Annotated in this window: 20 protein-coding genes; 9 read left to right on the forward strand and 11 right to left on the reverse strand. The window is 65.7% G+C overall.

What is annotated here, in order from left to right:
• Window positions 1-6 precede the first annotated feature (6 nt).
• The 7 genes from A6723_RS13605 to A6723_RS13635 form a co-directional block, all read right to left on the reverse strand.
• A complete protein-coding gene (locus tag A6723_RS13605; RefSeq protein WP_054909129.1) occupies window positions 7-954 on the reverse strand; it encodes an ornithine cyclodeaminase family protein in 948 nt (315 codons plus the stop codon).
• A 196-nt stretch (window positions 955-1,150) separates the two neighbouring features.
• Window positions 1,151-3,109: a methyl-accepting chemotaxis protein gene (locus A6723_RS13610; protein WP_054909128.1), complete on the reverse strand. Its 1,959-nt coding sequence runs from the start codon at window positions 3,107-3,109 to the stop codon at window positions 1,151-1,153.
• 333 nt (window positions 3,110-3,442) lie between these two features.
• Window positions 3,443-5,002, reverse strand: coding sequence for an ATP-dependent RNA helicase RhlB (gene rhlB / locus A6723_RS13615; RefSeq protein WP_054909127.1), 1,560 nt, complete (start codon window positions 5,000-5,002; stop codon window positions 3,443-3,445).
• Between the two features lie 96 nt (window positions 5,003-5,098).
• Window positions 5,099-6,256: a dipeptidase gene (locus A6723_RS13620; protein WP_054909126.1), complete on the reverse strand. Its 1,158-nt coding sequence runs from the start codon at window positions 6,254-6,256 to the stop codon at window positions 5,099-5,101.
• A gap of 74 nt (window positions 6,257-6,330) precedes the next feature.
• Window positions 6,331-7,269 (reverse strand): GGDEF domain-containing protein, encoded by a 939-nt coding sequence (locus A6723_RS13625; RefSeq protein WP_054909125.1) that lies wholly within the window; start codon window positions 7,267-7,269, stop codon window positions 6,331-6,333.
• A gap of 151 nt (window positions 7,270-7,420) precedes the next feature.
• Complete coding sequence (locus A6723_RS13630; RefSeq protein ID WP_054909124.1) at window positions 7,421-9,313, reverse strand: acyl-CoA synthetase; 1,893 nt, start codon at window positions 9,311-9,313, stop codon at window positions 7,421-7,423.
• A gap of 31 nt (window positions 9,314-9,344) precedes the next feature.
• Window positions 9,345-9,998, reverse strand: a complete 654-nt coding sequence (locus A6723_RS13635) for an alpha/beta hydrolase (RefSeq protein WP_054909123.1) — start codon at window positions 9,996-9,998, stop codon at window positions 9,345-9,347.
• A gap of 513 nt (window positions 9,999-10,511) precedes the next feature.
• On the opposite strand from A6723_RS13635, the gene A6723_RS13640 reads away from it, so the two are divergent.
• The 5 genes from A6723_RS13640 (at window position 10,512) to pcsA (ending at window position 15,880) form a co-directional block, all read left to right on the forward strand.
• Complete coding sequence (locus A6723_RS13640) at window positions 10,512-11,540, forward strand: amino acid ABC transporter substrate-binding protein (protein ID WP_024767153.1); 1,029 nt, start codon at window positions 10,512-10,514, stop codon at window positions 11,538-11,540.
• Window positions 11,541-11,658: 118 nt separating this feature from the next.
• Complete coding sequence (locus A6723_RS13645) at window positions 11,659-12,843, forward strand: amino acid ABC transporter permease (RefSeq protein ID WP_054909122.1); 1,185 nt, start codon at window positions 11,659-11,661, stop codon at window positions 12,841-12,843.
• Between the two features lie 24 nt (window positions 12,844-12,867).
• The gene (locus A6723_RS13650) at window positions 12,868-13,965 is read left to right on the forward strand and encodes an amino acid ABC transporter permease (RefSeq protein ID WP_054909121.1); all 1,098 of its coding nucleotides are present in this window, start codon (window positions 12,868-12,870) and stop codon (window positions 13,963-13,965) included.
• Between the two features lie 9 nt (window positions 13,966-13,974).
• On the forward strand, window positions 13,975-14,751 hold the full coding sequence (locus A6723_RS13655; RefSeq protein WP_045210647.1) for an amino acid ABC transporter ATP-binding protein: 777 nt from the start codon (window positions 13,975-13,977) through the stop codon (window positions 14,749-14,751).
• A 433-nt stretch (window positions 14,752-15,184) separates the two neighbouring features.
• On the forward strand, window positions 15,185-15,880 hold the full coding sequence (gene pcsA, locus A6723_RS13660) for a phosphatidylcholine synthase (RefSeq protein WP_139092987.1): 696 nt from the start codon (window positions 15,185-15,187) through the stop codon (window positions 15,878-15,880).
• A 114-nt stretch (window positions 15,881-15,994) separates the two neighbouring features.
• Here pcsA and A6723_RS13665 read toward each other — a convergent pair whose 3' ends face one another.
• Entirely contained in the window at window positions 15,995-16,951 is a 957-nt protein-coding gene (locus tag A6723_RS13665) for a GlxA family transcriptional regulator (protein ID WP_054909119.1), read from the reverse strand.
• Between the two features lie 124 nt (window positions 16,952-17,075).
• Between A6723_RS13665 and A6723_RS13670 the strand changes: the two genes are divergently transcribed.
• From A6723_RS13670 to A6723_RS13685, 4 genes are all read left to right on the forward strand, one after another.
• Window positions 17,076-17,558: a nuclear transport factor 2 family protein gene (locus A6723_RS13670; RefSeq protein WP_054909118.1), complete on the forward strand. Its 483-nt coding sequence runs from the start codon at window positions 17,076-17,078 to the stop codon at window positions 17,556-17,558.
• Window positions 17,559-17,631: 73 nt separating this feature from the next.
• Window positions 17,632-18,333: a glutathione S-transferase C-terminal domain-containing protein gene (locus tag A6723_RS13675; RefSeq protein ID WP_054909117.1), complete on the forward strand. Its 702-nt coding sequence runs from the start codon at window positions 17,632-17,634 to the stop codon at window positions 18,331-18,333.
• Complete coding sequence (locus tag A6723_RS13680) at window positions 18,330-18,635, forward strand: GIY-YIG nuclease family protein (protein WP_054909116.1); 306 nt, start codon at window positions 18,330-18,332, stop codon at window positions 18,633-18,635. The genes A6723_RS13675 and A6723_RS13680 overlap by 4 nt, the downstream gene beginning before the upstream one ends.
• A gap of 63 nt (window positions 18,636-18,698) precedes the next feature.
• Entirely contained in the window at window positions 18,699-19,634 is a 936-nt protein-coding gene (locus A6723_RS13685) for a glutathione S-transferase family protein (RefSeq protein ID WP_054909115.1), read from the forward strand.
• Here A6723_RS13685 and A6723_RS13690 read toward each other — a convergent pair.
• The 3 genes from A6723_RS13690 to A6723_RS13700 all read right to left on the reverse strand — a co-directional run bounded on the left by A6723_RS13690 (window position 19,615) and on the right by A6723_RS13700 (window position 23,305).
• Complete coding sequence (locus A6723_RS13690) at window positions 19,615-20,541, reverse strand: DUF4344 domain-containing metallopeptidase (protein WP_233299049.1); 927 nt, start codon at window positions 20,539-20,541, stop codon at window positions 19,615-19,617. The genes A6723_RS13685 and A6723_RS13690 overlap by 20 nt on opposite strands.
• Before the next feature lie 276 nt (window positions 20,542-20,817).
• Window positions 20,818-21,825 carry a nucleoid-associated protein YejK gene (yejK, locus tag A6723_RS13695; RefSeq protein WP_064979756.1) on the reverse strand — a complete coding sequence of 336 codons (1,008 nt, stop codon included), beginning with the start codon at window positions 21,823-21,825 and terminating at the stop codon, window positions 20,818-20,820.
• A 115-nt stretch (window positions 21,826-21,940) separates the two neighbouring features.
• Window positions 21,941-23,305: a TAXI family TRAP transporter solute-binding subunit gene (locus tag A6723_RS13700; protein WP_054909113.1), complete on the reverse strand. Its 1,365-nt coding sequence runs from the start codon at window positions 23,303-23,305 to the stop codon at window positions 21,941-21,943.
• Between the last annotated feature and the right edge of the window lie 50 nt (window positions 23,306-23,355).

Here is a 23,355-nt window from a genome sequence, read left to right on the forward strand (position 1 = left end):
TCCGGCTCAGGCGTTCTTCAGTTGCAGATGGTAGAGCGCATTGGCCAGGGCGACGTCTTCCAGGCCCAGGCCGATGGAGCGGAAGAAGGCGTGGCGCTGGTAGTCCGGCTTGGCCGCGCGAGCGCTGACCAGCTCCGGCAGGTCGCCGCGGATGTTGCCATCCCAGCCGTGCTCGTCGCGGGCCAGGCGCATTTCGCCGGCGGAGGCCGGGGTGGTGGCGCGGTAGTCGCAGTACACGTCCATCTGCGACAGCGACTGCGGCGGGACTTCGTGAGCGCGAGCGACGTTGGTGCTGATGGAGGTGATCAGCGCGGGTTTGCTGAGGATCGCCGGATCGAGCACCGGGGTGCCGGAAGAGGTGCACAGCAGCACCACATCGGCGTCGGCCACGGCGGCTTCGACACTGGTGGCGGGTTCCGCGCGGGAATCGATGGCGCCGAACTGGGCCAGCACGCCGGCGTTCAGGTTCGGCGAGTAGACGCGGATGCTCTGCCATTCGCGCAGGCCGGCGACGTAGCGCAGGTGCGCACGAGCGACCGGGCCGCTGCCGATGATGGCTAGGCGCTTGGCGTCCGCGCGAGCCAGTTCCTGCACCGCCAGGGCGGTGGTGGCGGCGGTACGCGCGGTGGTCAGGCTGCCGGCGTCGCACAGCAGCAGCGGCTGGCCGCTCTCCATGGACATCAGCAGGCTCCACGCGGTCACCAGCGACTTGGGCTGGCGCACGATGTAAGGCGAGGTCTTCACGCCGTAGACCTGCTGCGAGGCCAGCACGCCCAGGTAGTTGATGAAGTCGCCGCCGCCGTTGGGGAATTCCACCAGTTGCTGCGCGGGTTGCACGGCGCTGCCAGCGGCCAGTTCGACGAACATGTCGCGCATTGCCTGGAGCACGTCGACCTGTTCCAGCAGGCGTTCGGCGTCAGCCTGGTTGAGGGTGAAAGGCGTGGCGGCGGACATGGCGAGGCTCCAGATATGGATTTATTTTTCCATTCTGGACTCTATTGTCTTCATCGACAAGCGCGGGTGGTCGGGTTGGGTTTACTGTAGGAGCGAGGGGGACGCCCAGTCCTTGCTCACGAACGCATTTCGCCGGAGGTTCCGGTGCCGCGCTGTTCGCGAGCAAGCTCGCTCCTGCAAGGGAAGACGCTCTGGTTTACAGCTTGAACTGCGCCACCAGCTCTTCCTGGCTACCCGCCACACGGCGCAGGTGCTCGCCGCAGTCGCGGGTGTGCGCGGCAGTCTTGCGGTTTTCCACGGTCATGTCGCTCAGGCGGTGCATGTGCTGGTTCACTTCCTGGGTCGTGGCGGCCTGCTGTTCGGCGGCGGCGGCGATCTGGAAGGCCATGGCGTGCACGCCCTGCAGGGACTCGTCCAGCGCGCCCAGGGCTTCGATCACCGCCTGGGTGTCCTGCTCCAGGGTATGGGCCTGTTCGCTGGCGCCGGTCATGCTCGACTGCGCCTGGACGGAAGAATCGCCCAGGCTGCCGACGATGGCGACGATCTCGTCGGTGGCACTGCGGGTGCGCTGGGCGAGGCTGCGCACTTCGTCGGCGACCACGGCGAAACCACGGCCCGCCTCGCCGGCACGGGCGGCTTCGATGGCGGCGTTGAGGGCGAGCAGGTTGGTCTGTTCGGCGATGGAGCGGATCACATCGAGCACCGAGCCGATCTGCTGGCTCTCGCCGGCCAGGGTCTGCACCACGCCGTCGGCCTGGCGCAGGCCGACGAGCAACTGGTCCTGGCGGCCGATCATGTGCTGCAGAGTGCCCTGCATGGCGACGAAGGCCTGGCGCGCGGCGGCGCTGCCGTCGGCACTGCGGCTGGCGCTGCCGGCGATTTCCTGCACGGTGGCGGCCATCTGGTCGACGGCACTGACCACCATTTCCAGCGCTTCCTGCTGCTGGTCGAGGTGGTTGCTGGTACGTCCGGCGGCGTCGAGGATGTCACCGCTGGCATCGCCCACGGCTTCGCTGGCCTGGCGCAGGCGCTCGACCACCTGGCGCCAGGCCGTGGTCATTTCGCGCAGCGCCTGCATCAGGCCGCTGCTGGCGCTGGCATCGTCGCTCAGGCGCAACTCGCCGTTGGCCAGTCGCTGGGCCAGCGCGGCCATGTTGGCCGGTTCGCCGCCCAGCGGGCGCATCACGCTGCGGCTGACCAGCCAGGTGCCGGCGGCCACGCCGACCAGGGTCAGCAGGCCGAGCACGAGTATCTGCCACATCAGCTTGCGCACCGGGGCGAAGGCCTGGGCCTGATCCATCTCCGCCACCAGTGCCCAGTGCACACCGTCGAGGTTCAGCGGGACGAAGGACTTCAGTGCCGGTTCGTTGCTCAGGCCAACCTCTGCGAGCCGGCCCTGTTCACCGGCCAGGGCTTTGGCGATGGCCTCGCCGGGCAGGCTGGTGGGTGTCTCCTGGTCGCGGCGCACGTGGTGATCGGCGAAGCGCGCGGAGTCCGAACGCAGGCTGCCGTCGCCGCCCACCAGATAGGTTTCCCCGGCTTCGCCCAGGCCCTGGCGGTTCTGCATCACTTCGTTGATCGCCGCCAGCGGCAGCTCCAGCACCAGCAGCAGTTGCAGCTTGCCGTTGTCCTTGATCGGCGCGGCCAGCCATTGCACCGGCTGCTGGTCGTTGGGCGCCTGCTCCAGGTCACTGATGCTGGCCTTGCCGCTGTCCAGCGCGGTGCGGATGAACTTGCCGAACGGGGTGTCGCGCCATTGTGGATCACCGATGTTCTGCTGGTAGTCGACGCCACGACCGAGGCTGAACACCACCTTGCCGTCGCCGGCCACCAGGCGCAGTTCACGGTAGCCGAAGGTCTTGATGAAGTTCTCGAACACCGGGCGGTCGTAGTTGGCAGTGGTCACCAGGGACTCGCTGTCCAGCCCTGCGTAGTTGCTGCCCAGGTTGGTGGCGAGGCTGCTGAGCTGGTCGTTGCGGGCCTTCCAGGCGTCCATCAGCTGCCGCTGCTTGATACTGGCGACCGCCTCCAGGGCGTTGAGGCTTTGTTCTTCGAGGGCTCGGCTGGCCTGGAGATAGACCACGATGGCCATCACCAGTACGGGGATCAGGCCGACCGAGAGGAAACTCAGAGCAAGTTTGGCGCGCAAGGGCATGGGAGGATTCCGACGAGTTCTTGGAATTGTTCTCGCGTGCTTTGCAAGAAGCGTGCGAATTTTTTTACGTCTGTAAATAAAACTGAGCAGAAATGGCCGGGGCGGGGCTGATTTCATGACAGGGATGGCGCGGTGCCATTGTTTGCGGGGAATCCCGTACGGTCGTCCCAGCGGGTCCGGCGGGAAAAACGCGAGGCTCTGGCGCGGGGACCGGCGCATATTTCAGCGGAGGAGAGGGGCAGGCGTCACCGGACGTAACGCCGATGGAAACAAAAAAGGCGAAGCCGGGTGGCTTCGCCTTGTTTTGGAGCAGAAAGCGGGTGCAGCGGCGGATCAGTGCTTGCGCGGAACCGGCTTGAGCAACTCGGTGGGCGGCATCTCGCAGTTGATCTTGCGGCCCAGCAGTTCCTCGATCGGCGGCAGGGCGAAGGCATCGTCCTCGCCGGCGAAGCTGATCGAGGTACCGGTGCTGCCGGCGCGGCCGGTACGGCCGATGCGGTGCACGTAGTCGTCCGGATCTTCGGGGAGGGTGAAGTTGATCACGTGGCTGATGCCGTCGACGTGAATGCCGCGGCCGGCGACGTCGGTAGCGACCAGGACGCGGATCTTGCCCTCGCGGAAGCCTTCCAGAACCTTGATGCGCTTGTGCTGCGGCACGTCGCCAGACATCTGGGCGGCGCTGATGCCGTCTTTGGTCAGGCGTTCCTCGATGCGGCGCACCTCATCCTTGCGGTTGGCGAAGACCATCACACGAGTCCAGTCGTTCTGCGCGATGAGGTTGTACAGCAGCTTGTACTTGTCGCTGCCGGCAACGGCATAGACGTGCTGCTCGACGGTATCGCTGGCGACGTTCTCCGGCTCGATCTCGACGATGGCCGGGTCGACGGTCCACTGCTTGGCCAGGTTCATCACGTCGTCGGTGAAGGTGGCGGAGAACAGCAGGGTCTGGCGCTCGCCCTTGTACGGGGTCTGGCGGATGATCTGGCGGACCTGCGGGATGAAGCCCATGTCGAGCATGCGGTCGGCTTCGTCCAGCACCATCACCTCGACCATGTCCAGGTGCACCTCGCCGCGCTGGTTGAAGTCCAGCAGGCGACCGGGGGTGGCGACCAGGATGTCGCAGAAGCGCGATTCCAGGGTCTTGAGCTGCTTGTCGAAGTCCATGCCGCCAACGAAGCTCATCACGTTCAGGCCGGTGTACTTGGCCAGGCCGATGGCGTCGTTGGCGATCTGCACCACCAGCTCGCGGGTCGGCGCGATGATCAGCGCGCGCGGCTCGCCCATGTAGCGCTCTTTCGGCGGCGGGGTCTGCAGCAACTGGGTGATGATCGAGATGAGGAACGCGGCGGTCTTGCCGGTGCCGGTCTGGGCGCGGCCGATGGCGTCCTGGCCGCGCAGGGTGAAGCCCAGTACCTGCGCCTGGATCGGTGTGCAGTAGGGGAAGCCCAGGTCATGGATGGCGTGCATCAGACGCGGGTCGAGGTTGAAGTCGTGGAAACGGGTCTTGCCTTCGGCCGGCTCGACGACGAAGTCTTCCAGCTTCCAGTTGTCGACTACCGGCGGGCGCGGCTTGCGTTCGCGGCGCGGCTTGTCGGCCCTGGGCTCGCGGGGCTTGTCGGCGCCTTCGGTCTTTGCGGGCTCGGCCTTGGCTGCCTGGTCGCGTTTTTCGCCACGTTCACCTTTGTCGGAACGCTCGGCGCGGGGTTTGTCGCTCTTCGGGCCGCGGGCCGGTTTCTCGGCGGATTCGCCTTCCGGGCGCGGGTTGCGCGGTTTGCGCGGACGTCTTTCACCGCTCTGGGCGGGCTTTTCTGCGGCGGGAGCGGGGGCCGCTGGCGTGGCCACGGGTTGCTCGCCGTCGCCCTTGCTGAAGATTTTCTTGAGTGCTTTAAGCACGGCTGTCTCGTGTTGGTTAAGGAATGAACGGCCGCCAGTGTAATGCAAGATGCCCGCAGGGCGAAGTGCCACGGGCATCCAAGGGCTTGACTTGGCCTACGGAAGGTTCTCCAGCAGCAGCCGGCGCACGTTGCCGCCCATGATCGCGGCAATGTCCTGGTTGCTGAAACCGGCCTTCGCCAGGCCCTGGGTCAGCTGTGCCAGGCCGGTGGTGTCGAAGGGCGCGTTCACCGCACCGTCAAAATCAGAGCCCAGCGCGATGTGCTCGACGCCGACTTTATCGGCCGCGTAGCGCATCGCCTTGACGATGGCGTCCACGGATGTCTCGCAGACCGCGCCGTCCCAGTAGCCGATGCCGATCACTCCGCCGGTGTTGGCGATGCCGCGCAGGTGCGCGTCGGTCAGGTTGCGCGGGCCGGGACAGGTGCCTGCGACACCGGTGTGGGAGACGATCACCGGGCGCTTGGCGATGGCCAGCACGTCATCGATCAGCGGACGCGAGGCGTGGGCCAAGTCGATCAGCATTTTCTTTTCTTCCAGGCGCGGGACGACCTGGCGGCCGAACTCGGTCAGCCCGCCTTTCTTCAGGCCATGGGCGGAGCCGCCGACCTCGTTATCGAAGAAGTGGGTCAGGCCCATGATGCGGAAACCCGCGTCGTACATGCGGTCGATGTTCTCCAGCTTGCCTTCCAGCGGGTGCAGGCCTTCGGTGGCGAGTACGCCGGCGAGGCGTTTCGGGTCCTTCTGCCAGGCGGCGAGGTAGCGGGTCAGGTCGTCGCGGCTGCGGATCAGGGTGAGCTTGCCCTGGCTGTCGGCGGCGGCCTTGTCGAGGAGTTCGCCCTGATACAGGGCGCGTTCGAGCAGGCTGTTCCAGGTGCGCGCCGGCCAGCGCTGGGCGATGACCAGCGGGGTGATGTTGTCGCTGTCGGCGCTGTTGCTCTCGTAGTTCAGGCCGCGCGGGGTCTTGGTGACGGTGGAGAACACCTGCAGGCCGACATGGCCTTCGAGCAGGCGCGGCACGTCGGTGTGGCCGTGGTCGTGGCGGTCGAGCAGGTTGCGGTCCCAGAGCAGGGCGTCGTCGTGCAGGTCGGCGACGAACAGCGTCTGGTGCAGCGCCTGGGCCTCGGGCGAGGCGGGGTAGGGCGGCGGGCTGGCCACGGTGTTCATCTTCCGGTCCATATAGCCCGGCAGGTTGAAGAAGATCCCCAGGCCAACGGCCAGCAGGATGAGCAGGACGATCAGCAGTTTGCGCATGTCAGCTTCCCAGCTTTGTTGTTATTGGTGTTTTCGCTGGGGGAATCTAACAGACGGGCCAGTGTGGTGGGAGGTTAGCCGCAGAGGCAGTTGCGGCCCTTCTGCTTGGCCTGGTAGAGGGCACCATCGGCGCGCAGGATCAGGCTCGGCAGGTTTTCCTGGATGTCCATCTCGGCCAGGCCCAGGGACACGGTGACGCCGGGCAGCACGCCGACCGGCGAATAGAAGGAGGCGACCTGTTCCAGGCTCTGGCGCAGGCGGTTGCCGATACGCCGGGCTTCGTCGATGGCGATTTCCGGCAGCAGGATGACGAACTCCTCGCCGCCATAGCGGGCCATGCTGTCCTTGGGGCGCAGCTGGCTGCGCAGGGTGTGGGCGACCAGGCAGAGGGCATAGTCGCCGGCCAGGTGGCCGTGCTCGTCGTTGTAGTTCTTGAAGTGGTCGACATCGAGCATGAGCATGCACATGGGCTGTTCGTTGAACGCGCAGCGCGTGCTCTCGCGGTCGTAGATGTGCTCCAGCCAGCGGCGATTGAACAGCCCGGTGAGAGTATCGATGTTGGCGTTCTGCTCGGTGTCGAGAATGATCCGGTTGCCCTCGCGGACCCGTTCGCAAAGTACCGAGAGCAGGTTCTGCATCACCTGCGGCGAGTGCTCGAACAGGCCGATCAACGCCTCGCGGTGCAGGCGCAGCACGGTGGTCGGTTCGCTGGCGACGACGTAGGCGGAGGGATGGTCGCTGTCGATGAAGCTGATCTCGCCAGCGCAGTCGCCCGGATGCAGGGTGCTGACCGGCTGGTTGTCGAGCGAACCCAGGTACACCGTCAGGTGCCCGGTGAGGACCATATAAAGGAAGTGGTTGCGGTTGAATGGCGACAGCAGGATTTCCCCGCGCTCCAGTTCACAGGCGCGGAAATCCTTGAGCAACTGCTCCAGATTGGCCGCGGCCACGTTCTGGAACAGGCGCAGGTGCTGGAGTTGGCGAATGTCCTCTTTCCACTGCGCGGCTTTCATGACGCAGCGGAAGTCGGATGGCGACTGATGATGTGCACGACTGACTCTCCCTGTAGTCCTCTTCGCACATTGAGCCATCAGTATTAGTCAGATTTGACTACTGGCAATTCGCAGGCAGCCCCGGCCGACCGGCGGTCGGCCGGGTGTTTCATCAGCTTTCCAGCCACTCCACGTGCACGGCGTAACCACCCAGTCGCTCGGCCAGTGCGGCGCGTGAGTCAAGGCTGAGGGCGCCGACGAACAAGCGAGCTTTCTGACCCAGGCGGTCATCGGCGACCACCTCGATGCGCGGTGCCGGGGCGAGGTGGCGGGTCTCGTCCTCGAACACGCGACGAATGGCATCCAGGCGCAGGGCGGGCTTGAAGGTCTTGCCGACCGCGGTGACGGGAATGGCGTCCAGCAGCCAGACATCCTTGGGCACCGCTGCACGCTCGGGCACGTGCTGGGCGGCGTGCGCCAGCAGTTCCGCCTCGCTCACCTGCGCGCCGGGCTTGAGCTGGATGTACACCACCGGCAGCTCGCCGGCCTTCAGGCACGGTTTGCCGACGGCGGCAGCCATGGCCACGGCGGGATGGCGGTGCAGGGCTTCCTCGATCATCTGCGGGTCGATGTTGTGCCCGCCGCGGATGATCAGGTCCTTGCTGCGCCCGGTGAGCCAGATGTAGCCGTCGGCGTCGATGCGGCCCAGGTCGCCGGTGTTGAACCAATCGCCGTCGACCCAGATGTCCTTGTTCTTGCTGGCCTGCAGGTAGCCCTTGAAGACGGTCGGCCCACGCAGGCAGATGTTGCCGATCTCGTCCACTTCGGCGTCGCGCAGATAGTGGCCGTCGCCGTCGAGGATCACCGACTTCAGTTCGCAGTAGGGCAGGCGCAGGCCGATGGAACCGGGGCGGCGCTCGCCGCCGCGCGGGTTGCAGCTGGTGCCGCAGGTGCCCTCGGTCATGCCGTAGCCTTCGATGATCGCCAGGCCCGTCTTCGCCTCGAACTGGCGGATCAGCTCCACCGGCATGGGCGCTGCGCCACACAGGGCGAAGCGCAGGCTGGAGAGGTCGCGCCCTTCACTGGGCACTTGCAGCAGGGCCGCGTAGATAGTCGGCACGCCGCTGAAGCTGGTGACCTTGTAGCGTTCCACCAGCTTCCAGAAATCCTGGATCAGCGTCGGGTTGCGATAGCCCTGCGGGCCGGCCAGCAGGACGTGGCCGCCGCGCATGAAGGGTGCGAGCCCGCTGACCATCACGCCGTTGACGTGGAACAGCGGCAGGCCGCAGAGCAGTACGTCGTGGCCGTCGTAGTCGGAGTTCAGGCCCATGATCTCGGCCATCGCCACTTCGTTGAAATGGCTGTGCGGCGCGAGTTTGGGGGTGCCGGTGGTGCCACCGGTGTGGAAGTAGGAGGCGACCTCGTCAGGGCCGATGACCCGGCCGCTTTCCAGGTGGTCGTCGGGACACTGGGCGAGCAGCTCGTCGAAGTCCAGTACGCCGTCGGGCAGCGCACCGCGCTGGGCCTTGATCGCCGAGCGCTGCGGCTCCGCCAGCAGGTTGGCGAGGTCGACGGTGACGATGGCGCTGAGTTCGGGCAGGTGGTCGCGCAGCGCTGCGACCTTGTCCCAGAGATCGGTGCCGGGGAAGGGGGCCAGGGTGACCAGTACACGGGAATCGGCGGCACGCACGAGCTCGGCGATGTGCCCCGGATCGAGCAGCGGGTTGATCGCGTTGACGATCCCCGCCGCTTCGCCGCCCCAGATCACGTAGTGGGTCTGCGGCAGGTTGGGCAGCAGGAACGACACCGAGGTGCCCGGCCGCACGCCCAGGCGATGGAAGGCGTTGGCCGCCTGGGTGACGCGGGAGAACAGTTCGGCGTAGCTGACCTGGATCGGCTCCTCGGCCGCCGAACCCTGCAGCAGGAAGCTCAGGGCGGTGGACGGGCCGAACTGCTGCGCCGAGCGGCGCAGCAGTTCGTAGGTGTTCGGCGGCAGGTCGCGGTCCTGCAGCGGGACCTGTTCCAGGGCTTGGACGTCACGCAGGCTGCTGATCGGGGCGTTCATGCTTCTTCTTGTTCTCCGCAGGGTCAGGGGATCACAGGCGCTCCCGCAGCCAGGCGCCGATATCGCCGAGTTCCTCGTTGCTCACTTCATGGCTCATCGGGTAGGTGCGCCACTGGGCGGGCACCTCGTTGGCCTGCAGGAAGTCATAAGCGGCGCGGCCCATGGCAGGCAGCACCACGTCATCGAAAGTGCCATGCAGGCAGAGCGCGGACAGTTGTCTTTTTGTAGCCGGCAGGCTTATGTCTTCGCTGAATGTCGGGCCATAGGTGGAGAGCGCCATGACCCCGCCCAGTTCGCCGTCCCAGCGCAGGTAGCCGGTGTGCAGCACCACGGCGCCGCCCTGGGAGAAACCGGCGAGGATGATGCGTTTAGGCGCGATGCCCTGATCGATCTGCCCCTGGATCAGCGCGATCACGCTATCGGCCGAGGCCTCCAGCTGCGCTTCGTCGATGGCGCGCGCCGGGGCCATGGCGAGGATGTCGTACCAGCTCGGCGCGGGCATGCCGTTGAACACGGTGACCGGACGGGTCGGCGCCTGGGGCAGGATGAAGCGTGTCGAGGCGAAGCTGCGCTGCAGCATCTGTGCTACCGGTTCGAAGTCGTAACGGTCGGCGCCCAGGCCGTGCAACCAAATGACGCAGGAGTCGGCGTTTTGGGCGGGTTCGAGGATCAGGGGCTGGGTCATGGAGGCTCCAGGATGGGGCAGGCGCTCTAGGATGGAGCGCCGCGTTCGGAATAGGGTGGAGAGGCGATGCAAGAAGATGTCGCATGGCCATAACTTGTGGGACTTGACTGCGCGAATTTGCAGGAACGTTCCTAGGCTGGTACGCCCCTTGCTATCACTGTTTCCAGGCTGTGCGGCCCCACTTCCGGTAACACTCTACCGACCCCATCCGGAAAGCTGTACCGGAAGTGGCGCCACCAAAGCCTTGGGCTGCTTCAGGGCCCGTCGTGCCGGCTGCGGTCAACAGTCGGTGCGGCGGGCCTTCGCCTTCACGCAATGATCCCTTGATAACCCGTTCCAGCGCGCAAGACCTGCGCGCTCGAAGGTGTGTTCGCGGCTTGGCGAAGGATTTTTCGCAGGCCGTCTAGACTCACTTTCAGGTCTCCATCCCGTTTGTTGTCTTGCTGGTGCCTCACGAGGGTACGGCGGTGGAACCGGGACTCCAAAACACTAAAAAAGCAACGGAGAAGATCGATGAAGATGGTGAAATCCACCCTGGCAGTGCTGACCACCGCCGCTGTGTTCGGTGTCAGCGGGCTTGCCCACGCCGGCGCCACCCTGGATGCCGTGAAGAAGAAAGGCTACGTGCAGTGCGGTATCAGTGACGGTCTTCCCGGCTTCTCCTACGCCGACGCCAAGGGCCAGTACAAGGGCATCGACGTCGATGTCTGCCGCGCCGTGGCGGCTGCGGTGTTCGGTGATGCGACCAAGGTCAAGTACAGCCCGCTGACCGCCAAGGAGCGCTTCACCGCGTTGCAGTCCGGCGAGATCGACATCCTCTCGCGCAACACCACCTGGACCAGCTCCCGCGACAGCGCCATGGGCCTGAACTTCGTCGGCGTGACCTACTACGACGGCCAGGGCTTCCTGGTGAACAAGAAGCTCGGCGTCTCCAGCGCCAAGGAACTCGATGGCGCCACCGTGTGCATCCAGGCCGGCACCACCACCGAACTCAACCTGTCCGACTACTTCCGTTCCAATAACCTGAAATACACCCCCATCACCTACGACACCTCCGACGAAAGCGCCAAGTCGCTGGAATCCGGCCGTTGCGACGTGCTGACCTCCGACCAGTCGCAGCTCTACGCCCAGCGCATCAAGCTGGCTGCGCCGGATGACTACGTGGTGCTGCCCGAAGTGATCTCCAAGGAGCCCCTCGGCCCGGCCGTGCGCCAGGGTGACGAGGAGTGGTTCGACATCGCCCGCTGGACGCTCTTCGCGATGCTCAACGCCGAAGAACTGGGCATCAACTCGAAGAACGTCGAGGAACAGGCCAAGAGCACCAAGAACCCGGACGTCGCGCGCCTGCTCGGCGGCGAGGGTGACTATGGCAAGGACCTCAAGCTGCCCAAGGACTGGGCGGTGCAGATCGTCAAGCAAGTGGGTAACTACGGCGAGATCTTCGACCGCAACGTCGGCGACGGCAGCGAGCTGAAGATCAAGCGCGGCCTCAATGCCCAGTGGAACAAGGGTGGTCTGCAGTACGCACCGCCGGTGCGCTGACCTGACCCAATCCGGCGCCCGGAGTCTGGGCGCCGGACTGTTTCGAACGACGTGAAGCCCACCGGGCGGTCGCGGGCGTAGCCCCGTGGTCGCCCGGCGGCCTTCCGAGAGGGCTTACATGCAGAATTCCATCAAGGCCCAGCGCCCGCGGGGGGTATCGCTCAACGATCCCGTCGTGCGCGGCTGGGCGTTCCAGGTCATCGCCGTCATCTGTGTGGTGGCGGTCGGCTGGTTTCTTTTCGACAACACGCAGACCAACCTGGCCCACCGCGGCATCCAGTCCGGTTTCGGTTTCCTCAACCACAGCGCCGGCTTCGGCATTTCTCAGCACCTGATCGACTACAGCGAAAGCGACACCTACGGACGGGTGTTCATGGTCGGCCTGCTGAACACGCTGCTGGTCACGGTGGTGGGGATATTCTTCGCCACCATCCTGGGCTTCATCCTCGGTGTGGCGCGGCTGTCGCCCAACTGGCTGATCCGCAAGCTGGCGACGCTGTACATCGAGACCTTCCGCAACATCCCGCCGTTGCTGCAGATCTTCTTCTGGTACTTCGCCGTGCTCGGCCCGCTACCCGGGCCCAGGCAGAGCATCAGCTTCGGCGACCTGTTCTTCGTCAACAACCGTGGCCTGCAGATGCCCGCGCCGGTCGCTGCGGATGGCCTCGGCCCGTTCATCGTCGCGGTGATCCTGGCACTGGTCGGCTGGGGGGTGATCTGGAAGTGGGCCAAGGCCCGCCGCCATGCCACTGGCAAGGATTTCCCGGTGTTCCTCAGCGGCGTGGCGCTGCTGGTGGTGTTGCCGGGGCTGGTGTCCCTGGTGGCCGGCGCGCCATTCCACTGGGACGTGCCGGTGCTGCAGGGCTTCAACTTCCGCGGCGGCTGGGTGGTGATCCCTGAACTGGTGTCGATCGTCCTCGCCCTGTCGGTCTACACCGCCGCCTTCATCGGCGAGACGGTCCGCGCCGGCATCCAGGCGGTCAGCCACGGTCAGACCGAGGCCGCCGGTTCCCTTGGGCTGCGCCCCGGCCAGACCCTGCGCCTGGTGATCATCCCGCAGGCGCTGCGCGTGATCATCCCGCCGCTGACCAGCCAGTACCTGAACCTGGCGAAGAACTCCTCGCTGGCGGCCGCCATCGGCTATCCGGACATGGTCTCGCTGTTCGCCGGCACGGTGCTCAACCAGACCGGCCAGGCCATCGAGACCATGGCGATCACCATGAGCGTGTACCTGGCCATCAGCATCAGCATTTCGCTGCTGATGAACTGGTACAACAAGCACATCGCGCTGGTCGAGCGCTGATCCGTATAGAGAGCAGAGAATTTCATGACTACTCATACTTTCAAGCCCGACCTGCCGCCACCGTCGACGAGCGTGGGCGTACTCGCCTGGCTGCGTGCCAACCTGTTCTCCAGCTGGTTCAACACGCTGCTGACATTGGTCGGCATCTACCTGGTCTACCTGATCGTACCGCCGCTGCTGGAATGGGCGATCATCAAGGCCGACTGGACCGGCACCACCCGCGCCGACTGTTCCCGCGAGGGCGCCTGCTGGGTGTTCATCGGTTCGCGCTTCGGTCAGTTCATGTACGGCTTCTACCCCGAGGAACTGCGCTGGCGCGTGGACCTCACCGTGCTGTTCGTGGTGTTCGGCGCGGCGCCGCTGTTCCTCAAGCGCTTCCAGTACAAGGTGAAGTACGGCCTGGGCTTCCTCGTGGCGCTGCCGATCGTGGCCTACTGGCTGCTGCATGGCGGCTTCCTCGGCCTGGAAACCGTGCCGACCAGCGCCTGGGGCGGCCTGATGCTCACCGTGGTGATTGCCGCGGTCGGGATCTGCGGGGCGATGCCGCTGGGCATTCTGCTGGCGCTGGGGCGGCGTTCGAAGATGCCAGCGATCAAGGTCATCTGCGTGACCACCATCGAGTTCTGGCGCGGCGTGCCGCTGATCACCGTGCTGTTCATGTCCTCGGTGATGCTGCCGTTGTTCCTGCCCGAAGGCATGAACCTCGACAAGCTGCTGCGGGCCATGGTGATGGTGGTGCTGTTCGAGGCTGCCTACATCGCCGAGGTGGTTCGCGGCGGCATGCAGGCCATTCCCAAGGGGCAGTACGAAGCCGCGGCCGCCATGGGCCTGGGTTACTGGCGGACCATGGGCCTGGTGATCCTGCCGCAGGCGCTGAAGCTGGTGATCCCCGGCATCGTCAATACCTTCATCGCGCTGTTCAAGGACACCAGCCTGGTGATCATCATCGGCCTGTTCGACTTCCTGAATAGCATCAAGCGCGCCACCGCGGACCCGGCCTGGCTGGGCATGGCCACCGAAGGCTATGTCTTCGCGGCAGTCGTCTACTGGATTTTCTGTTTCAGCATGTCCCGCTACTCCATGCACCTGGAGCACAAGCTGGACACCGGCCACAAGCGTTAGGAGTTCATCATGTCTGAAGCCACCAACAAGACCGCGCAGCCGGCCATCGGCGATCACGTGATGATCACCATGAAGGGCGTGAACAAGTGGTACGGCCAGTTCCACGTGCTCAAGGACATCAACCTGGAGGTCAAACAGGGCGAACGCATCGTACTCTGCGGGCCGTCCGGTTCGGGCAAGTCCACCACCATCCGCTGCATCAACCGCCTGGAGGAACACCAGCAGGGCAGCATCGTGGTCGACGGCACCGAACTGACCAACGACCTCAAGCAGATCGAGGCGATCCGCAGCGAAGTGGGCATGGTGTTCCAGCACTTCAACCTGTTCCCGCACCTGACCGTGCTGCAGAACTGCATCCTCGCGCCCATGTGGGTGCGCAAGATGCCCAAGCGCCAGGCCGAGGAAGTCGCCATGCATTACCTGGAGCGCGTGCGCATCCCGGAGCAGGCCCACAAGTTCCCCGGCCAGCTCTCCGGCGGCCAGCAGCAGCGCGTGGCGATCGCTCGGGCGCTGTGCATGAAGCCGAAGATCATGCTGTTCGACGAACCGACCTCGGCACTCGACCCGGAGATGGTCAAGGAGGTGCTCGACACCATGATCGGCCTGGCGCAGAGCGGCATGACCATGCTCTGCGTGACCCATGAGATGGGCTTCGCCCGCACCGTGGCAAACCGGGTGATCTTCATGGACAAGGGCGAGATCGTGGAGCAGGCGCCGCCGGACCAGTTCTTCGACAACCCGCAGTCGGACCGCACCAAGCTGTTCCTCAGCCAGATCCTGCATTGACTTCGGAGCAAGTGAACCCTCTCCCCAGCCCTCTCCCTGAAGGGAGAGGGTGCCGTTCGGCGCGCGTGGCGAGAGTGGTGTCATCCTGACGTTCTGCAACGTTTCCGGCGGAAACTGGAGTTCGCTCCCGCTCGGATAATCCCCTGTCCCTTCGGAGCGGGGCGCGCAGCCAGGGGCAGGGAAAGGACAACCGCACGCCATAGTCCGCTACTTATTCGCACGCTCGTCTCCCGCGATGGCGAGCCCCCGGCGCAACGGCGTATGCTGCCGATTCCACCGCCACAAGGTGCGCATCGCGAAACCGGCTGAACTCGGCCGCCCCATCGGTGTTCCCATGTGCAGTGGTTTGTCAGGGATGGGCTAACGTTTGAAGTAGCTCGCCTGCATCCGCCGTTAAAGGAAGAGAGCCGACGTGAACCTGATCCTATCGCCAATGAACCTCAGCAAAGCCAAGGCCTGGGGCGCCCACGCGGTGACCTCCAGCGGTGTCATCCTCGCGCTGCTCGCGCTCCTGGCGCTGGTCGACAACAGGCCGCAGGCCTGCCTTCTCTGGCTGGGCGTGGCGCTGCTGGTGGATGGCCTGGACGGCACTCTGGCGCGCAAGTTCGACGTCAAGGCGGTGCTGCCACACTTCGATGGTTCGACCCTGGACCTGGTGATCGACTACCTCACCTACGTCTTCATCCCCGCGATCTTCATCTACCGCTACGTGCCGCTGCCGGTGCATACCGAGCTGCTGGCGGTCGGGGTGATCCTGGTGTCCTCGCTGTTCTGCTTCTGCAACGTCAACATGAAGAGCAAGGACAACTACTTCGTCGGCTTCCCGGCCGCGTGGAACGTGGTGGCGGTGTACTTCTTCGTGCTCGAGCTGCACCCCTGGGTCAGCTTCGTCACCGTACTGGTGCTGGCTGCGTTGACCCTGACCCGCATGAAGTTCCTGCACCCCTTCCGCGTACGCCAGTTCATGCCGCTGAACATCGCCGTGACCTTCGTCTGGATGCTCAGCAGTGCGCTGTTGATCCTCCAGCAGCCGATCGACCAACCCTGGTTGCTGGGCCTGTGGTTCGCGGCTTCGGCTTACTTTGTCGGCGTTTGCGTGTGGCGCACGGCGATGGAATGGTTCCACTGAGAGACTACGTGTAGGAGCGAGCTTGCTCGCGAACCGCCCGGCACTGAAGCTGCCGGAAGATGGTTCGCGAGCAAGAACTAGGCGTCCCCCTCGCTCCTACAGCTCCCGCAAGTTCTAAGCCTGCCGCCCCAGCATCCGCTGCCGGAAAGCCCCCGGCGTCTCCCCGCATACCTGCTTGAACAGCCGCGCGAAGCTCGCCCGGTCGGCGTAGCCGACATCACTGGCGATGCGCTCCAGCGAGCGCCCCGGATCGCCCAGCGCTTCCTGTGCCGAAGCGATACGCAGGCGCTGCACGTAATCGTTCGGTGACATCCCCACCTGCTCGCGAAAACGCCGCAACAGCGTGCGCGTGGAGCAGTGCACGCGCTGCGCCAGGCTGGAGAGGTCGAAGGGTTGCGCATAGTTGTCCTCCAGCCAGGCCAGCAGCGGCTCCAGTGGCGAACCGGCCGGCAGCGGGTCGGGTAAGAGGGGAGTGAAGCGCCGCTGACGGCCTCGCCCGTGCTCGAACACCAGGGTCGCCGCCGCGCGCCGCGCCAGGGCGGCGCCGGCATGGCGTTCGATCAGGTACAGGCACAGGTCCAACCCGGCCTGGGCGCCGCCGGAACAGAGGCGACCGTTGTCGTCGGTGCACAGGGCGTCGATGTCCAGCCGCACCTGGGGATAGCGCGCCCGGAATGCCGTCTCCAGCGCCCAATGCGTGGTGGCGCGACGACCATCCAGCACGCCGGCTTCGGCCAGCAGGAAAGCGCTGCTGCACAGGCTGCCAAGCTGCACGCTGGCAGGGGCGCGACGTAGCCAGGCAAGCAGTGGCTGATTGGCGGTGAATGTGGCGTCGATATCCGCGCCGGTGGCGGGAATCAGCAGCAGGTCGCAGCCGGCGGCGAGATCGAGCCCGCCCTCCACCGCCACGCGGCCGAAGGACAGGTCCACCGGCTCACCCTCGGCACTGACCCGCAGTACCTCGAAGTGGCGCTCGCCCGCCAGGCGGTTGGCGAGGTGGAAGCTGTCCATGGCCAGGCCAAGGCTGGAACACAGGGTTTGCGGGCAGACGAACAGGGCTATCCTGAACATGGCGTCTCACTGTGCTCGTGTAAGAAACTTGGCGCTATTGATCATAATGTTGTCCATAACGCCAGTCGTGTCCAGTCGAGCCCCTGTGGATACTGCGTCCATTGCCCACCGACACGAGCGCACCATGGCCCATCCCAACGCCCAGTTGATCGAACGTTTCTACCAGGCCTTCCAGCGCCGCGACGGCGAAGCCATGGCCGCCTGCTACAGCGCCGATGTGCAATTCAGCGACCCGGTCTTCACCGACTTGCACGGCGCCGAGGCCGGGGACATGTGGCGCATGCTCACCGCTCGCGCCCAGGACTTCTCGCTGACCTATGAGGGCGTCGAGGCGGATGGGCAGCGGGGTTCGGCTCGCTGGGTGGCGTCCTACACCTTCACCCAGACCGGTCGGAAAGTGACTAATCACATCCGGGCACATTTCCACTTTCGCGACGGATTGATCTGTCAGCACGTAGACAGCTTCGACCTCTGGAGGTGGTCGCGCCAGGCCCTCGGCGCCAAGGGAGCCCTGCTGGGCTGGGCGCCGCCGGTGCAGGCGGCAATCCGCGCGCAAGCCGCGAAAGGCCTCGCGGCCTACCGCGCACAACGAGCAGGGAAAGCCTGATAGAGGGCTTTCGGGCTCGCCCGTGGCGGCGGGATAGGCTTAAATGACAGGCGACTGAGAACCGGACGCCGCCATGATCACTCTTTTCCAGTTCCCGCCCGCCTTCAACGTGCCCAACGTCAGCCCCTTCTGCCTGAAGCTGGAGACCTTCCTGCGCCTCGCCGGGCTGGAGTATCAGGTCAAGCCTGTGATGGACCCGCGCAAGGGGCCCAAGGGCAAGCTGCCGTTCATAACGCTGGACGGCAAGGCCATCGCCGATACGGCGATCATCATGCGTACGCTGCAGCAGTACTACGAATTCGACCTGGACGCGGGGCTCGACGCCCGTGGCCGCGGTTGGGCTGTATCGATCACCCGTCTGTGCGACGAGCACCTGGTGCCGCTGCTGGTGTACTTCCGCTGGCTCGACGAGCAGGGCTTCCGCCAGGTGAAAGACGTGATGTTCCGCGGAATTCCCGCACCGCTGCGCCCGGCAGTGGGCATGCTGATGCAACGCAAGATCCGTGGCGACCTGAAGGGCCGCGGCCTGATGCGCCATAGCCGCGACGAGTTGCTGGGCTTCGCTCGCGATGACCTCGAAGCCCTGGATGGCATGCTCGGCGACCTGCCGTACTTCGGTGGCGCCCAGCCGTGCAGCGCCGATGCCGCCACCTACGGCGTGCTGGCCAACCTGATCCTCAGCACCCTGGAAACGCCGCTCAACGACATGGCGCGCAGCTACGAACGCCTGGTCGGCTACTGCGACCGCATGCAGGCGCGGGTCTGGGCGTCGTGACCGCGGCCGAACCCAAACCCTGGTTCGTCTACCTGGTGCGCGCCGAGAATGGCGCGCTCTACTGCGGCATCAGCGACGACGCCCAACGCCGATTCGAAACCCATCGCACCGGCAAGGGCGCGCGCTTCTTCCACTCCAGCCCGGCCCAGGCGCTGGTCTACGTCGAGGCCTGCCCCGGCAAGGGTGACGCCCTGCGCCGTGAGCGCGCGATCAAGGCGCTGTCCAAGAAAGCCAAGGAACACCTGGTGCTGGCCAATCCGTTCGCCATCAACGCCGTGGATGTCGTCCCATCCGAGGGATGAGGTAGGACTCGCGCGAAGCACGGGTTAAGCTGCCGGACCACTTTGCGGCCGCTGGAGCCCACCATGTCCGAGCTGATCCTGCACCACTACCCGACTTCGCCGTTCGCCGAAAAGGCGCGCCTGATGCTGGGCTTCAAGCAGCTGCCCTGGCGCTCGGTGACCATCCCGCCGCTGATGCCCAAGCCGGACCTGATGCCGCTTACCGGTGGCTACCGCAAGACGCCGGTGCTGCAGGTCGGCGCCGATATCTATTGCGACACCGCGCTGATCGCCCGCCGCCTGGACCAGGAAAAGGCCGTGCCCGCCCTGTTCCCGGAAGGCCACGAATTCACCGTTGCGAGCTTCTCGCTGTGGGTCGATTCGGTGGTGTTCCAGCACGCGGTCAGCCTGGTGTTCCAGCCCGAATCCATTGCCATGCGCTTCGGCAAGCTGCCGCCGGAGTTTCTCAAGGCCTTCGTCGCCGACCGCAGCCAGCTGTTCAGTGGCGGCACGGCCAGCAAACTGTCGGCCGAGCAAGCCAAGCACCAGTGGCCGACCTTCATGGCGCGGGTCGAGGAGCAACTGGCCCGCGAAGACGGCGATTTCCTGTTCGGCGAACCTTCGGTAGCCGATCTGTCCCTCGCCCACTGCCTGTGGTTCGTCAAGGCCACACCGGTCACCTCACCGCTGGTCGACGCCTACCCGGCAGTCAGTGCCTGGCTCGCTCGTGTATTGGGCTTTGGCCATGGTGCGCCGAGCGAAATGAGCAGCGAAGAAGCCATCGCCGTGGCGCGCGTCAGCCAGCCCGCTGCAGTGCCCCAGGAAGACTTCGTCGATCCCAACGGCTTCACACCCGGCCAGCGCGTGGTGATCGCCGCCACCGACTACGGCTGCGATCCGGTGGAAGGCGAACTGGTGCACGCCGGGCTGGAAAGCCTGATCCTGCGTCGCGAAGACCCGCGCGCGGGCATCGTTCACGTGCACTTCCCGCGTATCGGTTTCAGCATCCGCCCGGCCTGAGCCCGGCGGGACCGGGGCACTGCCGCGTCACCGGGGTGCGCAGGCGTGGCAGGTTCTCGGCCATTTCGCGGAAGTGCTGCAGGCGCTCGTAGCAGAGCGCCATTTCCCCGCTGTTGCTGTTGTACCAGGCGTCCGGTGCGCCGCAGCTGACCAGCTGGATCGTCAGTGGACGCGGCGGGCGGAACAGGCGGAACACCTCGTCCACCATCCGTTGCAGATGATCGCCGTCACGTAGCAGGGCGATCAGCGGCAGCGTCGCATCGCGGTCCACTGCCGGCGCGTCGTAGTTCAGACGCAGCGCGGCGCGGTGCTGGATCGACGAATGCCGTCGCGCGTGGCGAATCCACTCGAACGCCTTGCTGGCCTGCTGGAACTCCTGGTCGCAGTACACGGCACGTTCGTAGGGCAGCCCGGTCAGGGGTGGCAGCCAGTCCAGGCGCGCCATGTCGCTGCCGTAGAGCAGGCAGGCGATGTTGTAGTAGCGCTGTTCGTCCAGCGGATGGCTGTCCCAGGCCAGCACCTGGTCCGGCGGCGGCTTGGGGGTCTGCCATTCCAGGCGCCAGTAATCGGCGATGTCCAGCAGGCGCGCGTCCACCTCGTCGCGCGGCAGCTTCGCGTAAAGGCGGAACAGCAGGATGAAGCCGAGCTGGTCCGCCGCGTCCTCCTCGCGTCCGAGCACCGGAAGGTCGTACTCGGCGATCAGCATGTGCCCCATCTCGTGCATCACGCTGAATTCGGCGTTGGCCAGCACGAAGCGCGCGACGTTGGGCGGGAGCGGCTGCGGCGTCGGGTCAGCGAAAAGGAGGTTGGCGCAGAGCAGCAACAGCAACGCGAGGTACGAGCAGTGCATCCGGGGATGCCCGGAGAGCGGGGACGCTACGACAGTGACGGCGTACAAGGCGGGCATGGCGGCCACCGCGAGCGAGAGGCGCCTGACTTGACTCTAGCAGCCGCACCGCGCGGGCTGCGGGGCGTTTTGTCGGAAGTCCGTGCAGCGCTCGTTTGAGCCCTCTGCCCTGCAGGTTCGCGAGCAAGAACTGGGCGTCCCCCTCGCTCCTGCAGCTCGCCGGAGTGCCCAGTGGGCTTTTTGCAGGAGCGAGCTTGCTCGCGAACCGCCCTGCGCCCAATCGTCACCCACAAAAAAGCCCATCGCGAGATGGGCTTTCTTGTGGGTGAAAAACCGTCAGTCCTTGCGGCGCTTGAGCTGGTCCTGCAACTGCGTCGGCAGGCCGCGGATGATCAGCATGTCGCGCTCCTCGTCGTACTCCACCTTGCTGCCCAGCAGGTGCGCCTCGAAGCTGATCGACAACCCCTCGGCACGGCCGGTGAAGCGGCGGAACTGGTTGAGGGTGCGCTTGTCCGCCGGGAWYTCYGGCGACAGGCCGTAATCCTTGTTGCGGATGTAGTCGTAGAAGGCGCGCGGCGCCTGGTCGTCCATCAGYTCGGAGAGYGCGTCCAGGGCCATCGGCTCGCCGATCTTCGCCTGGCTGGTGGCGTAGTCCACCAGTACGTCGGTCTTCTCGCGGGCCTGCTCTTCGGGCAGGTCTTCGCTTTCCACGAAGTCGCTGAAGGCCTTGAGCAGGGTGCGAGTCTCGCTCGGCCCGTCGACGCCCTCGGTGCAGCCGATGAAGTCGCGGAAGTAGTCCGAGACCTTCTTGCCGCCCTTGCCCTTGATGAACGAGATGTACTGCTTGGACGTCCTGTTGTTGCGCCACTCGGAAATATTGATCCGCGCAGCCATGTGCAACTGGCCCAGGTCCAGATGGCGCGACGGGGTGACTTCCAGCGCCTCGGTGACCGCCACGCCTTCGCTGTGGTGCAGCAGGGCGATGGACAGGTAATCGGTCATGCCCTGCTGGTAATGGCAGAACAGCACGTGGCCGCCGGTGGAGAGGTTGGACTCCTCCATCAGCGTCTTCAGGTGTTCCACCGCCTGCTTGGAGAAGGCGACGAAGTCCTTGCCGTTGTCCAGGTACTCGCCCAGCCAACCGCTGAACGGGTAGGCGCCGGACTCGCCCTGGAACAGGCCCCAGGCCTTGTTCGGCTTGGCGTTGTAGCTCTCGTTGAGGTCGGCCATCAGGTTCTCGATGGCCTGGGAGTCGCCCAGCTCGGCATCGCGCGCATGCAGCGTCGCGGGGTTGCCGTCGGGCTTCTTGTCGATCAGGTGGACGATGGCGTGGCGAATCGGCATGGCGGACCCGGATGTTCAGTGCCGGCGCCGCCGCACGCATCGAAGCGGCGGCAGGGCGGGCGGATTGGAAAACGCCAGAGTTTACCCGACAAGGCGCCGGGATGCGCGACGCCGATCAGTCCGCCGCCGGTGCCAGCCCCTCGTCGCGCTCGCGCCGATTGCGGCGCAGCTGGCGCAGGCGGCGGATCACGTAGTTCAGGTGCAGGTGCAGCTCGTACAGCTCGTTGTAGTAGGACAGCGGCACCTCGACCTTGGCCAGCTCGGCTTCCAGTTGTTCCAGGCGTTCGATTTCGGTGCTCAGCTCGGCGCTGCCGGTACGTTCGTCCAGGCGCCGGTCGATTTCGCGCAGGTAACGGTACCAACGGTAGATGCGCGCGCGGATGCGCCAGCGGTACAGCGGGCCGATGGATTTGAGCAGCGGGATAAGGATGGCGATGAAGGGAATCAGCAGGATGATGTAGCGGTCCGCCAGCGAGGCGATGCGGAACGGCAGGAAGCGCTGCAGCAGCGGCGGTCCGCTCTTGTAATAGCGCTCGGCGTCTTCCTGCAGCGCCAGGGTGCGCGGCTCGGCGCTGGGGAAGGCGCCGGCCGGGTCCAGCAGGGTGCCGCTCTTCATCACGGCTCGCGCGGCCTCCAGGATCAGCGGAGTGAGCGCCGGGTGGAAGTCGCCATTGACCACCAGAGTGGCAACCGGCGAAAGCGTAGCGAGGTCCTGGTCGGGCACGTTCTGCGCGAGATTCAGCAGGCCCTCGCTGACATCGACGCGCTTGAGAAAGGGAATCCGCGCCTCGTACGCGTGGGCACGGCGAAAGCCGGTGAGCGTGAGCTCGGGGCTGGCCGCCAGGCGCTGCACCAGCGGGTTCTCCGCCGGGCCGACGAAGAAGGCCGCGTCCAGCTGGCCGGCCAGCAGTTCGTTGGCCACCGCGTTGCCGCCGCGCGCCTGCCAGCCTGCCGGCAGGGGCTCGGTGGGAATCTCGTTGGCCTTGAGGATGGCCTGGGTCACCGCTTCGGTGCCGCTGCCTTCGCCACCGATGGCGACGCGCAGGGCGAGCAGGTCGGCCAGGCGGTCGATCTTTGCCTCGCGGCGCTGGAACAGCCATAGCGGCTCCTGGAACATCGCGCCGAGGGTTTGCAGGTGCTCGCGCTGCTTGGGCTCAAGCTGCTGCTCCTGGCCGCTCTGCACCAGTGCCAGGTCCACACCGCTCTTGCCGTCCAGCAGCTTGCCCAGGTTCTCCCGCGAGCCGGCAGTGCGCACCAGTTGCAGGTCGAAGCCCTGTTTGGCCAGTTCCTCCTTCAGGCGCTGGCCGAACACCGCGTAGCCGCCGCCCGGTGCACCGGTGGCCAGGGTCGCGCTCATCGGCGGCGGCGGGGCGACGAAGTAGAAGACGGCGGCGACCAGTGCGGCCAGCACCGGCACCAGCCAGAGGTTGGCGCGGACCAGGATGGCGAGGTCCTTGAGCATGTTCAGAAGGCGTTGCATGGGAAGTCCTTGTGACGACGTGCTGTCCTGAAAAGATAGCCAGCCTGTGC

The organism is Pseudomonas sp. AU11447, from assembly GCF_001672555.2.
GTDB classification, from domain to species: domain Bacteria; phylum Pseudomonadota; class Gammaproteobacteria; order Pseudomonadales; family Pseudomonadaceae; genus Pseudomonas; species Pseudomonas nitroreducens.

Coding starts and splice junctions, on each gene's coding strand:
- A6723_RS13605 (WP_054909129.1), bottom strand. CDS start 954: ATGTCCGCCGCCACGCCTTTCACCCTCAACCAGGCTGACGCCGAACGC.
- A6723_RS13610 (WP_054909128.1), bottom strand. CDS start 3,109: ATGCCCTTGCGCGCCAAACTTGCTCTGAGTTTCCTCTCGGTCGGCCTG.
- A6723_RS13620 (WP_054909126.1), bottom strand. CDS start 6,256: ATGCGCAAACTGCTGATCGTCCTGCTCATCCTGCTGGCCGTTGGCCTG.
- A6723_RS13625 (WP_054909125.1), bottom strand. CDS start 7,269: ATGAAAGCCGCGCAGTGGAAAGAGGACATTCGCCAACTCCAGCACCTG.
- A6723_RS13630 (WP_054909124.1), bottom strand. CDS start 9,313: ATGAACGCCCCGATCAGCAGCCTGCGTGACGTCCAAGCCCTGGAACAG.
- A6723_RS13635 (WP_054909123.1), bottom strand. CDS start 9,998: ATGACCCAGCCCCTGATCCTCGAACCCGCCCAAAACGCCGACTCCTGC.
- A6723_RS13640 (WP_024767153.1), top strand. CDS start 10,512: ATGAAGATGGTGAAATCCACCCTGGCAGTGCTGACCACCGCCGCTGTG.
- A6723_RS13645 (WP_054909122.1), top strand. CDS start 11,659: ATGCAGAATTCCATCAAGGCCCAGCGCCCGCGGGGGGTATCGCTCAAC.
- A6723_RS13650 (WP_054909121.1), top strand. CDS start 12,868: ATGACTACTCATACTTTCAAGCCCGACCTGCCGCCACCGTCGACGAGC.
- A6723_RS13655 (WP_045210647.1), top strand. CDS start 13,975: ATGTCTGAAGCCACCAACAAGACCGCGCAGCCGGCCATCGGCGATCAC.
- pcsA (WP_139092987.1), top strand. CDS start 15,185: ATGAACCTCAGCAAAGCCAAGGCCTGGGGCGCCCACGCGGTGACCTCC.
- A6723_RS13665 (WP_054909119.1), bottom strand. CDS start 16,951: ATGTTCAGGATAGCCCTGTTCGTCTGCCCGCAAACCCTGTGTTCCAGC.
- A6723_RS13670 (WP_054909118.1), top strand. CDS start 17,076: ATGGCCCATCCCAACGCCCAGTTGATCGAACGTTTCTACCAGGCCTTC.
- A6723_RS13675 (WP_054909117.1), top strand. CDS start 17,632: ATGATCACTCTTTTCCAGTTCCCGCCCGCCTTCAACGTGCCCAACGTC.
- A6723_RS13685 (WP_054909115.1), top strand. CDS start 18,699: ATGTCCGAGCTGATCCTGCACCACTACCCGACTTCGCCGTTCGCCGAA.
- A6723_RS13690 (WP_233299049.1), bottom strand. CDS start 20,541: ATGCCCGCCTTGTACGCCGTCACTGTCGTAGCGTCCCCGCTCTCCGGG.
- A6723_RS13700 (WP_054909113.1), bottom strand. CDS start 23,305: ATGCAACGCCTTCTGAACATGCTCAAGGACCTCGCCATCCTGGTCCGC.